10 protein-coding genes and 2 pseudogenes are annotated in these 10,892 nt (G+C 67.6%); 10 read left to right on the top strand and 2 right to left on the bottom strand.

The window, feature by feature from the left end:
* A partial coding sequence (locus AOK23_RS28750; protein ID WP_157878179.1) for an aminotransferase class V-fold PLP-dependent enzyme occupies positions 1-218 on the bottom strand: 218 nt, incomplete at its 3' end.
* Between the two features lie 305 nt (positions 219-523).
* Here AOK23_RS28750 and ctaC point away from each other — a divergent pair.
* From ctaC to AOK23_RS28730, 4 genes are all read left to right on the top strand, one after another.
* Complete coding sequence (gene ctaC, locus AOK23_RS28745; protein WP_055539540.1) at positions 524-1,483, top strand: aa3-type cytochrome oxidase subunit II; 960 nt, start codon at positions 524-526, stop codon at positions 1,481-1,483.
* Positions 1,480-3,225 (top strand): aa3-type cytochrome oxidase subunit I, encoded by a 1,746-nt coding sequence (gene ctaD / locus AOK23_RS28740; protein WP_055512660.1) that lies wholly within the window; start codon positions 1,480-1,482, stop codon positions 3,223-3,225. Before ctaC ends, ctaD begins: the two co-directional genes overlap by 4 nt.
* Positions 3,222-3,620, top strand: coding sequence for a cytochrome c oxidase subunit 4 (locus AOK23_RS28735; protein WP_055715527.1), 399 nt, complete (start codon positions 3,222-3,224; stop codon positions 3,618-3,620). Before ctaD ends, AOK23_RS28735 begins: the two co-directional genes overlap by 4 nt.
* A 129-nt stretch (positions 3,621-3,749) precedes the next feature.
* The gene (locus tag AOK23_RS28730; protein ID WP_055715526.1) at positions 3,750-4,997 is read left to right on the top strand and encodes a L,D-transpeptidase; all 1,248 of its coding nucleotides are present in this window, start codon (positions 3,750-3,752) and stop codon (positions 4,995-4,997) included.
* 37 nt (positions 4,998-5,034) lie between these two features.
* On the opposite strand, the gene AOK23_RS28725 is transcribed toward AOK23_RS28730, so the two are convergent.
* Positions 5,035-5,436 carry a response regulator gene (locus tag AOK23_RS28725; RefSeq protein WP_055715525.1) on the bottom strand — a complete coding sequence of 134 codons (402 nt, stop codon included), beginning with the start codon at positions 5,434-5,436 and terminating at the stop codon, positions 5,035-5,037.
* Positions 5,437-5,590: 154 nt separating this feature from the next.
* Here AOK23_RS28725 and ctaE point away from each other — a divergent pair, with 154 nt between their 5' ends.
* From ctaE to AOK23_RS50435, 6 genes and pseudogenes are all read left to right on the top strand, one after another.
* Entirely contained in the window at positions 5,591-6,211 is a 621-nt protein-coding gene (gene ctaE / locus AOK23_RS28720; RefSeq protein ID WP_055715524.1) for an aa3-type cytochrome oxidase subunit III, read from the top strand.
* Between the two features lie 99 nt (positions 6,212-6,310).
* Positions 6,311-7,120, top strand: a complete 810-nt coding sequence (qcrC, locus tag AOK23_RS28715; protein ID WP_055715523.1) for a cytochrome bc1 complex diheme cytochrome c subunit — start codon at positions 6,311-6,313, stop codon at positions 7,118-7,120.
* Positions 7,117-8,175: a cytochrome bc1 complex Rieske iron-sulfur subunit gene (gene qcrA / locus AOK23_RS28710; RefSeq protein WP_055715522.1), complete on the top strand. Its 1,059-nt coding sequence runs from the start codon at positions 7,117-7,119 to the stop codon at positions 8,173-8,175. The genes qcrC and qcrA overlap by 4 nt, the downstream gene beginning before the upstream one ends.
* Positions 8,172-9,812 (top strand): cytochrome bc1 complex cytochrome b subunit, encoded by a 1,641-nt coding sequence (qcrB, locus tag AOK23_RS28705; RefSeq protein ID WP_055715521.1) that lies wholly within the window; start codon positions 8,172-8,174, stop codon positions 9,810-9,812. The genes qcrA and qcrB overlap by 4 nt, the downstream gene beginning before the upstream one ends.
* A gap of 105 nt (positions 9,813-9,917) precedes the next feature.
* Positions 9,918-10,660 (top strand): annotated as a pseudogene (trpD, locus tag AOK23_RS28700) (anthranilate phosphoribosyltransferase); the annotation flags it as partial.
* Between the two features lie 2 nt (positions 10,661-10,662).
* A pseudogene (locus tag AOK23_RS50435) lies at positions 10,663-10,863 on the top strand (anthranilate phosphoribosyltransferase); the annotation flags it as partial.
* Positions 10,864-10,892 lie beyond the last annotated feature (29 nt).

Raw genomic sequence — 10,892 nt, 5'->3', positions numbered from 1 at the left:
ACCGCGCGCGTCCCGGACGAGGTGAACACCAACTCGTCCGCCCGGCACCCCACGGCCTCGGCGGCCGCCTCACGGGCGGCGTCCAGCAGCATCCGCGCCCGCCGCCCCTCCCGGTACAGCCGGGCGGGATCGGCCCACCCCTCGTCCAGGGAGGCCAACAGCGCCTGCCGGGCCACGGGATGGAGGGGAGCGGAGGAAGCAGAGTCGAAGTACGCCACAGGTCAACGCTAAAGCCTGGGGGTGACCGAGGAGGGGCGCGGGGAACCACGCGAACGACCACAACGCGCGCGGACCCGCCAAATCGTCCGAACTCCCGAGCTATGAGGCGCAGCCGACACCCCCAGGTGGCCGCTCCACGTGACCCCCGGCGAGTTGGGCCCCCCTCCCCGCGCGACCCCAAATCGCGTCCAGTAGGGTTTGGTCCGCATAAACATCCAAACCCCTGCCCGCCGCAGGGCGGCGACCGACCAGCGAGAAGGCCGCAGCCTGACCTGCGCGGGCGAGACTCTCGGGAAGGCGCTACGTGAGTCCCAACGGCTCCGACCGCTCGCCGCGGCGCCCGATGCGGCGGAAGCTGCTGCAGGCACTGACTGCGGGCCTGGTCCTGGCGACCGCCACCGGTTGCACATACAAGGACTTCCCTCGCCTTGGTATGCCCACCCCGACCACGGAAGAGGCTCCCCGGATCCTCTCCCTGTGGCAGGGTTCCTGGGCGGCCGCGCTCGCCACGGGCGTACTGGTCTGGGGCCTGATCCTGTGGAGTGCTTTCTTCCACCGGCGCAGCCGCACCAAGGTCGAGGTTCCCCCACAGACGCGGTACAACATGCCCATCGAGGCGCTGTACACGGTCGTTCCGCTGATCATCGTCTCGGTGCTGTTCTACTTCACCGCCCGCGACGAGTCGAAGCTCCTCGACACGTCCAAGAAGCCGGACGTCACGGTCAACGTGGTCGGCTTCCAGTGGAGCTGGTGCTTCAACTACATCGAGAACGTCGACGGCTCCACCGGTGACGCGGCCAAGGACGCCAACCTCGCCGCGATCCCGGAGCGGTACAAGAAGGACTTCCCGGCCAACGCCGGCGGCGTCTACACCTGCGGTATCCCCGGTGACAAGAACCCGCAGACCGGCAACCCCGGCCCGACCCTCTGGCTCCCCAAGGGCAAGACGGTCCGCTTCGTCCTCACCTCGCGTGACGTCATCCACTCCTTCTGGGTGGTGCCGTTCCTGATGAAGCAGGACGTCATTCCGGGCCACACCAACGCCTTCCAGGTGACCCCCAACCAGGAGGGCACCTTCCTGGGCAAGTGCGCCGAGCTGTGCGGTGTGGACCACTCGCGGATGCTCTTCAACGTCAAGGTCGTCTCCCCCGAGCGCTACGAGCAGCACCTCAAGGAGCTCGCGGAGCAGGGCCAGACCGGTTACGTCCCGGCCGGTATTGAGCAGACGAAGCACGAGAAGAACCGGGAGACGAACGTACTGTGAGCATCCTCAACGAACCTCAGGGTGCCGCGGCGGCTGGGTCCCACTACGAGGACGAGCTGCCCGTCCGGCGCCAGCGCCGCGGTGAGGTCGTCGTCAAGTGGCTGACGACGACCGACCACAAGACGATCGGCACGCTCTACCTGGTCACGTCGTTCGCGTTCTTCTGCATCGGCGGCGTCATGGCGCTCCTCATGCGCGCCGAGCTGGCCCGCCCGGGCACGCAGATCATGTCGAACGAGCAGTTCAACCAGGCGTTCACGATGCACGGCACGATCATGCTGCTGATGTTCGCGACGCCGCTGTTCGCCGGATTCGCCAACTGGATCATGCCGCTGCAGATCGGCGCGCCCGACGTGGCGTTCCCGCGGCTGAACATGTTCGCGTACTGGCTGTACCTCTTCGGCTCGCTGATCGCGGTGGCCGGCTTCCTCACCCCGCAGGGTGCGGCCGACTTCGGCTGGTTCGCCTACTCCCCGCTGTCGGACGCGGTCCGCAGCCCGGGTGTCGGCGCCGACATGTGGATCATGGGTCTGGCCTTCTCCGGCTTCGGCACGATCCTCGGCTCGGTCAACTTCATCACCACGATCATCTGCATGCGCGCACCGGGCATGACCATGTTCCGCATGCCGATCTTCACCTGGAACGTGCTGCTGACCGGTGTCCTGGTCCTGCTCGCCTTCCCGGTCCTCGCGGCCGCGCTGTTCGCCCTGGAGGCGGACCGCAAGTTCGGGGCCCACGTCTTCGACGCGGCCAACGGCGGCGCACTGCTCTGGCAGCACCTCTTCTGGTTCTTCGGCCATCCAGAGGTGTACATCATCGCCCTGCCGTTCTTCGGCATCATCTCCGAGGTCATCCCGGTCTTCTCCCGCAAGCCGATGTTCGGCTACATGGGCCTGATCGGCGCGACCATCGCGATCGCCGGCCTCTCCGTCACGGTGTGGGCGCACCACATGTACGTCACCGGCGGCGTGCTCCTCCCGTTCTTCTCCTTCATGACGTTCCTCATCGCCGTACCGACAGGCGTGAAGTTCTTCAACTGGATCGGAACGATGTGGAAGGGCTCGCTGTCCTTCGAGACCCCGATGCTCTGGGCGACCGGCTTCCTGATCACCTTCACCTTCGGTGGTCTGACCGGTGTCATCCTGGCCTCGCCCCCGATGGACTTCCACGTCTCCGACTCGTACTTCGTGGTGGCGCACTTCCACTACGTGGTGTTCGGCACCGTCGTCTTCGCGATGTTCTCCGGCTTCCACTTCTGGTGGCCGAAGTGGACGGGCAAGATGCTCGACGAGCGCCTCGGCAAGATCACGTTCTGGACGCTGTTCATCGGCTTCCACGGCACGTTCCTCGTCCAGCACTGGCTGGGCGCCGAGGGCATGCCGCGTCGTTACGCCGACTACCTGGCGGCCGACGGCTTCACCGCCCTGAACACGATCTCGACGATCAGCTCCTTCGTGCTCGGCCTGTCGATCCTGCCGTTCCTCTACAACGTCTGGAAGACGGCCAAGTACGGCAAGCCCGTCGGCGTCGACGACCCGTGGGGCTACGGCCGTTCCCTGGAGTGGGCGACCTCCTGCCCGCCGCCGCGGCACAACTTCCTCACCCTGCCGCGGATCCGCAGCGAATCCCCGGCGTTCGACCTGCACCACCCGGAGATCGCCGCGCTCGAGCAGCTCGCGCACGGCGCTCCCCGCGCCAACGAGCTCGCGGGCAGCGGCAGCGGCAAGGAGGCCGGCAAGTGAAGATCCAGGGCAAGATGTTCATCTGGCTGAGCGTCTTCGTCCTCGCCATGGCGATCGTCTATGGCGTGTGGTCGAAGGAGCCGGCCGGTACCACGGCGCTCTTCCTGGCCTTCGGCCTGTGCATCATGGTCGGCTACTACCTGGCCTTCACGGCCCGGCGGGTCGACGTCGGCGCACAGGACAACAAGGAGGCCGACGTCGCGGACGACGCGGGCGAGCTGGGCTTCTTCAGCCCGCACAGCTGGCAGCCGCTCTCCCTCGGCGTCGGCGGCGCGCTCGCCTTCCTGGGCGTCGTCTTCGGCTGGTGGCTGCTGTACTTCTCCCTGCCGGTCATCCTGGTCGGCCTGTGGGGCTGGGTCTTCGAGTACTACCGCGGAGAGAACCAGAACCAGTAACACGCGCTGAGCGGCGGAAGCCCGGACACTCCGACAGGAGGTCCGGGCTTCCCTCGTTTGCCACACCGAATGTCCCTCACTCGGCCCACTCGGCGCGCCGCGCCCGACGGCCGTTCCTACGTTGAAGCCATGAGCACTACACCGCGAAACCGCACGGTCCTCAGCTGCACCCTGCTGGTCGTCTCGCTGGGAGCGGGCGTCACCGCCTGCGGTTCCGGCGGGCACCCGCTCTCGGGCAAGCCGTACGACGCGGCCGACCAGGTCTCCTTCAACACCCCCTCCGGCGACGGCGAGAAGGCCGACCCGGACAAGCCCCTGGAAGTCACCGCCGAGGACGACGGACGCATCACCGACGTCACCGCCGTGGACGCCGCAGGACGCTATGTGGCGGGCGAACTCTCCGCCGACGGCAGCCGCTGGCACTCCACCTCACCGCTCGCCGCCAACGCCCGCTACACGGTCCGGGTGAGCACCGAGGACGACGACGGCGCCCCCGGCCGCGAGGAGCGGTCCTTCGACACCGGCCGGCCGCTCGCCAAGAAGCGCCTGACCGTCACCTTCGGACCCGAGGGCGGCAAGTACGGCGTCGGCCAGCCCGTCACCGCCGAACTCAGCAGGGCCGTCAAGGACAAGGCGGCCAGGGCAGTCGTCGAACGCGCGCTCAAGGTGGAGTCCACGCCCGCCGCGGAGGGCGCCTGGCACTGGGTGGACGACAAGAAGCTCCACTACCGGCCCAAGGAGTACTGGCCCGCGGGCGCGACCATCAAGGTCCGCAGCAACCTGGAGGGCATAAAGATCGGTGACCGTCTCTGGGGCGGCAAGGCCGACCCCCTGACGCTCACCACCGGCGACAAGATCGTCGCTGTCACGGACGCCGCCGCGCACCAGATGACCGTCTACAAGAACGACAAGGTCATCAAGGAGATCCCGGTCACCACGGGGATGCCCGGCTACGACACCCGCAACGGGGTCAAGGTCGTCCTGGCCAAGGAAGGCACCGTGCGCATGACCAGCGCCAGCATAGGTGCGTCGGACTTCTACGACCTGGTCGTCCACAACTCCGTCAGGGTCACCAACAGCGGTGAGTACGTCCACGCCGCCCCCTGGTCCACCGGCTCCCAGGGCTACGCCAACGTCAGCCACGGCTGCACCGGCATGAGCAGCGCCAACGCCGAGTGGTTCTACGACACGATCAACGAGGGCGACATCGTCAAGGTCGTCAACTCCGCCGGCGACACCATGGCCCCCTTCGGCAACGGCTTCGGCGACTGGAACCTCGACTGGCAGAAGTGGCGCGAGGGCAGCGCCCTCACGGCCGGCACCAAGCAGGCCCCCCGCTCCGAGCTCCAGGCCCGTCTGCGCCCCGAATCGGCGTGAGGGAAGGGCCGCGCCCCCTCAGGGGCGCGGGCGGGTACTAGGCGCTCAGCGCCCGCTTCCCGCGCAGCAGGGACGCCAGCGCCGACGCGAACTCCACCGGGTCCACCGGCAGCGTCACCGCGCCGTCCGCGCGGCTCCACGTCGCCAGCCACGCGTCCTGCGGCCGGCCGATCAGCAGCAGCACCGGCGGGCACTCGAAGACCTCGTCCTTGATCTGCCGGCACAGGCCCATGCCCCCCATGGGCACGGCCTCACCGTCGAGGACGCAGACATCGATACCGCCCTTGTCCAGCTCCTTCACGACGGCCGCGGGGGTCGCGCACTCGAGGAACTCCACGAACGGGACGTCCGGGGCGGGGCGCCGGCCGGTCGCCAGCCGTACTTGTTCACGGGTGTTGGAGTCGTCGCTGTACACCAGCACCGTGGCGGTCGGGCGCATTGTTCCTCCGTTACGCAGAAGATTCAGACGTCGTACGGACAGGGACCGATGCGCGGATGCTACTCCCTTGAACACCACGTCAGCACCGGTACGGAAGGGAGCAACACTCCGAACGGCACCCCCCGGAGTGAGGGCGGGATAAGCGACCGACATAATGTCGGTCGTGGCGACAGCAACGACAGTAGATACCGGGCACGCGCACCCGTCGGTCAACCGGCCGAACCTCACCAGCGTCGGAACCATCATCTGGCTGAGTTCCGAGCTGATGTTCTTCGCGGCCCTCTTCGCGATGTACTTCACCCTGCGATCGGTGACCGGTCCGGAGTTCTGGTCGGAGAAGGCCGACACCCTGAACTTCCCGTTCTCGGCGACCAACACCACGATCCTGGTGCTCTCCTCCCTGACCTGCCAGCTCGGCGTGTTCGCCGCCGAGCGCGGGGACGTGAAGAAGCTCAGGATGTGGTTCATCGTCACGTTCGTGATGGGTGCGATCTTCATCGGCGGTCAGGTCTTCGAGTACACCGAGCTGGTCAAGCACGAGGGCCTGTCGCTCTCGTCCGACCCGTACGGCTCGGTCTTCTATCTGACCACCGGCTTCCACGGCCTGCACGTGACGGGCGGCCTCATCGCCTTCCTGCTGGTCCTCGGGCGCACCTACGCGGCCAAGAGGTTCACCCACGAGCAGGCGACCGCGGCCATCGTCGTGTCCTACTACTGGCACTTCGTCGATGTCGTCTGGATCGGCCTCTTCGCCACGATCTACATGATCAAGTAATCGGGGCGGACGAGCCGGGCGGACCGTACGCCCGCCTCGATCCCGAGAACGACCCTTCCAGAAGCACCGACGCAGAAGATCCTGACACCGGGGTAATCCGTGAAAAAGCTCTCCGCACGACGACGCCATCCGCTGGCGGCGGTCGTCGTCCTACTCATCGCGCTGGCGGCCACCGGGGGGCTGTACACCGCCTTCGCGCCCGCAGACAAGGCGCAGGCCGATGAAACCGCCCAGACCCTCACCATCGAGGAGGGCAAGAAGCTCTACTTGACGGGCTGCGCCAGCTGCCACGGCAAGGGCGGCGAGGGCACCTCCGACGGGCCGAGCCTGGTGGGCGTGGGCGCGGCGGCCGTCGACTTCCAGGTCGGCACGGGCCGTATGCCGGCGCAGCAGCCCGGCGCGCAGGTCCCGAAGAAGAAGAACATCTACTCGCAGGCCGAGATCGACCAGCTCGCGGCGTACATCGCCTCGCTGGGCGCCGGTCCCGAGATCCCGACCGAGAACACGTACAACCCCGAGGGCGCGGACATCGCCGAGGGCGGCGAGCTGTTCCGGACGAACTGCGCTCAGTGCCACAACTTCACCGGCAAGGGCGGTGCGCTGTCCGAGGGCAAGTACGCGCCGAGCCTTGAGGGTGTCGACCCGAAGCACATCTACGAGGCCATGCAGACCGGCCCGCAGAACATGCCGTCCTTCCCCGACACCACGCTGTCGGAGGAGAACAAGAAGGACATCATCGCGTACCTCGAAGCGGTCAACAGCGATGACACCGTGGAGCCCGGTGGCCTCAGCCTCGGCGGACTCGGTCCCGTCAGCGAGGGCCTGTTCGGCTGGGTCTTCGGTCTCGGCACGCTGATCGCTGTCGCCGTGTGGGTCGCCGCTCGGACCGCAAAGGCCAAGAAGTCATGAGTAGCCAAGACATTCCAGAAGAGAACCTGCCTGCTGAGCAGGGCGACGCGCACGGCGCGGTGAAGGTCGCGGACGAGGAGAACCCCTTCGCGGACCCCGGCCTCCCGCCCCACGAGCACCGGATCCAGGACATCGACGAGCGGGCCGCCAAGCGGTCCGAGCGCACGGTCGCCCTGCTGTTCACGGTGTCGATGCTGTCCACCATCGCGTTCATCGCCTCGTATGTCGCGATCCCCGTCGACCGGTCGATCTACGTCTGGCCGATCGGGCACATCAGCGCGCTGAACTTCGCGCTGGGCGGCACCCTGGGCCTGGCCCTGTTCTGCATCGGCGCGGGCGCGGTCCACTGGGCCCGCACCCTGATGTCCGATGTGGAGGTCGCCGACGAGCGTCACCCGATCGAGGCCTCGCCCGAGGTCCGCGCGAAGGTCCACGCGGACTTCAAGCAGGGTGCCGCCGAGTCGGGCATCGGCCGGCGCAAGCTGGTGCGCAACACGATGCTCGGCGCGATGGCGATGGTCCCGCTCTCCGGTGTCGTCCTGCTGCGCGACCTCGGTCCGCTGCCCGGCACCAAGCTGCGGCACACCACCTGGGCCAAGGGCAAGAAGCTCGTCAACATGAACACGGGTGAGCCGCTGCGTCCCGCGGACGTCGCGGTCGGGTCGCTGACCTTCGCCATGCCGGACGGCCTCGACGAGCACGACCACGACTTCCAGAAGAACATCGCCAAGGACGCCCTGATGATCGTCCGGATCCAGCCGGACAACATCAAGTCCAAGAAGTCACTGGAGTGGGGTCACGAGGGCATCCTGGCCTACTCGAAGATCTGCACCCACGTCGGTTGCCCGATCTCCCTGTACGAGCAGCAGACGCACCACGTGCTCTGCCCCTGCCACCAGTCCACCTTCGACCTCGCCGACGCGGGCCAGGTGATCTTCGGTCCCGCGGGTCACGCCCTGCCGCAGCTGCGGATCACCGTCGGCGAAGACGGCTACCTCGAAGCCCTGAGCGACTTCGAAGAGCCCGTCGGTCCTGCCTTCTGGGAGCGCGGATGAGCACTGCAACCACCACCGACGCACGCGACAAGCGTGGGAAGGCACCGGCCGGCGAGCGCGTCGCCGACTGGGCCGACGGCCGGCTCGGGATCTACTCCCTGGCCAAGGCCAACATGCGCAAGATCTTCCCCGACCACTGGTCGTTCATGTTGGGTGAGGTCTGCCTCTACAGCTTCATCATCATCATCCTCACGGGTGTGTACCTGACGTTGTTCTTCCACCCGTCGATGAACGAGGTGGAGTACCACGGCCCGTACGTCCCGCTGCAGGGCCAGCTGATGTCCGAGGCGTTCAACTCGACCATGCACATCTCGTTCGAGGTGCGCGGTGGTCTGCTGATCCGGCAGATCCACCACTGGGCCGCGTTGGTCTTCCTCGCCGGCATGTTCGTGCACATGATGCGCGTGTTCTTCACCGGCGCGTTCCGCAAGCCGCGTGAGGTCAACTGGCTGTTCGGCTTCCTGCTGTTCGTCCTGGGCATGTTCACCGGCTTCACCGGTTACTCGCTCCCGGACGACCTGCTCTCCGGCACCGGTGTCCGCTTCATGGAGGGCGCGGTCCTGTCCGTGCCGATCGTCGGCACGTACCTGTCGTTCTTCCTCTTCGGCGGGGAGTTCCCCGGCGGCGACTTCGTGGCCCGGTTCTACTCGGTGCACGTGCTGCTGCTGCCCGGCATCATGCTCGGCCTGGTGGTGGCGCACCTGATCCTGGTCTTCTACCACAAGCACACGCAGTTCGCGGGCCCCGGAAAGACGAACAACAACGTCGTCGGCATGCCGCTGCTGCCCGTGTACATGGCCAAGGCCGGAGGCTTCTTCTTCCTGGTCTTCGGTGTCATCGCGATCATCTCGGCGATCGCCACGATCAACCCGATCTGGACGATGGGTCCCTACCGCCCGGACCAGGTGTCGACCGGCGCCCAGCCCGACTGGTACATGGGCTTCTCCGAGGGTCTGATCCGTGTGATGCCGGGCTGGGAGATCAACTTCTGGGGCCACACGCTCGTCCTGGGTGTGTTCATCCCGCTGGTGATCTTCCCGCTGGTCCTGGTCGCGATCGCGGTCTACCCGTTCATCGAGTCCTGGGTCACCGGCGACAAGCGCGAGCACCACATCCTGGACCGCCCGCGCAACGCCCCGACCCGGACGGCCTTCGGCGTCGCGTGGATCACCTGGTACATGGTTCTGCTGATCGGTGGTGGAAACGACCTCTGGGCGACCCACTTCCACCTGTCGATCAACGCCATCACCTGGTTCGTCCGGATCGCGTTCTTCGTGGCCCCGGTCCTCGCGTTCATCGTCACCAAGCGCATCTGCCTCGGCCTCCAGCGCCGCGACAGGGACAAGATCCTGCACGGTCGCGAGACCGGCATCATCAAGCGCCTGCCGCACGGTGAGTTCATCGAGGTCCACGAGCCGCTCAGCCAGGAGCAGCTGCACACGCTCACGGCGCACGAGCAGTACAAGCCGGCCGAGATCGGTCCCGCGGTCGACGAGAACGGCGTCACCCGCAAGATCACGCGTCGCGAGAAGCTGCGGGCCAAGCTGAGCAAGGGCTACTACAGCAAGGACAACCAGATCCTCAAGCCCAGCGTCGAGGAGTACAAGGAGATCACGAGCGGCCACGGCCACCACTGATCCCCCGCTTCGCCGTGCTCGGAGCTGGATAGGGTGAGAGCCATCGATGACCTCGCGTCCGCGGGCGGTGACCGTCCCCGCGGCTACGACCACCAGGAGCGGCTGATGAGCGCTGTGACCCCCGCCGGAGGCGACACCGCGGCGGACCGTTCCTGGCCCCAGGTGCTGAACGCGCTCCTCGCCGGGCAGGACCAGGACGCCGGCGCCACGTTCTGGGCGATGGACCAGATCATGCGCGGTGAGGCGACGGACGCGCAGATCGCCGGGTTCGTGGTGGCGCTGCGGGCCAAGGGCGAGACCGTCGACGAGATCACCGGGCTGGTGCGGGCGCTGTACGAGCACGCCAAGGTGATCGAGGTGTCGGGGCGGACCGTCGACATCGTCGGCACGGGCGGCGACGGCGCCAAGACGGTCAACATCTCCACGATGTCGTCGATCGTCGTCGCCGGTACGGGCGCCAAGGTCGTCAAGCACGGCAACCGGGCCGCGTCCTCGGCCTCCGGCGCGTCCGACGTACTGGAGAAGCTCGGCGTCAATCTGGAGCTGACCCCGCAGCGGGTCGCGGAGGTCGCCGAGGAGGCGGGCATCACCTTCTGCTTCGCGGTGAAGTTCCACCCGGCGCTGCGTCATGTGGCCGCCGCGCGCGGGCAGTTGGGCATCCGTACGGTGTTCAACGCGCTCGGGCCGCTGGCGAACCCGGCGAAGGTGCGGGCCCAGGCGGTAGGCGTCGCGGACCCCCGTATGGCGCCCATCATGGCGGGTGTCTTCGCCGAGCGCGGCAACTCGTCGCTGGTGTTCCGCGGCGACGACGGACTGGACGAGCTGACGACCACGGCGACGTCGCGGGTNNCGGCGCCTGCTGGCGGGGGAGACGGGCCCGGTCCGCGACGCGGTGCTGCTGAACTCGGCGGCGGCGCTGGTGGCACTGGACCCGGGCAGCGGGTCCCTGGCGGAGCAGCTGCGGGACGGGATGGAACGGGCCGCGGAGTCGATCGACTCGGGGGCGGCGCGGGCGGTACTCGACCGGTGGGTCGCGGCGACGAATCGGTAGCCGACGGGGCACGGGGGAGGGGCATAGGG

It is taken from the genome of Streptomyces torulosus, from assembly GCF_001419765.1.
GTDB lineage: Bacteria > Actinomycetota > Actinomycetes > Streptomycetales > Streptomycetaceae > Streptomyces > Streptomyces torulosus.
Note: the sequence above shows the minus strand (reverse complement) of the source record. Positions and strands in the feature narration are given on the sequence as shown.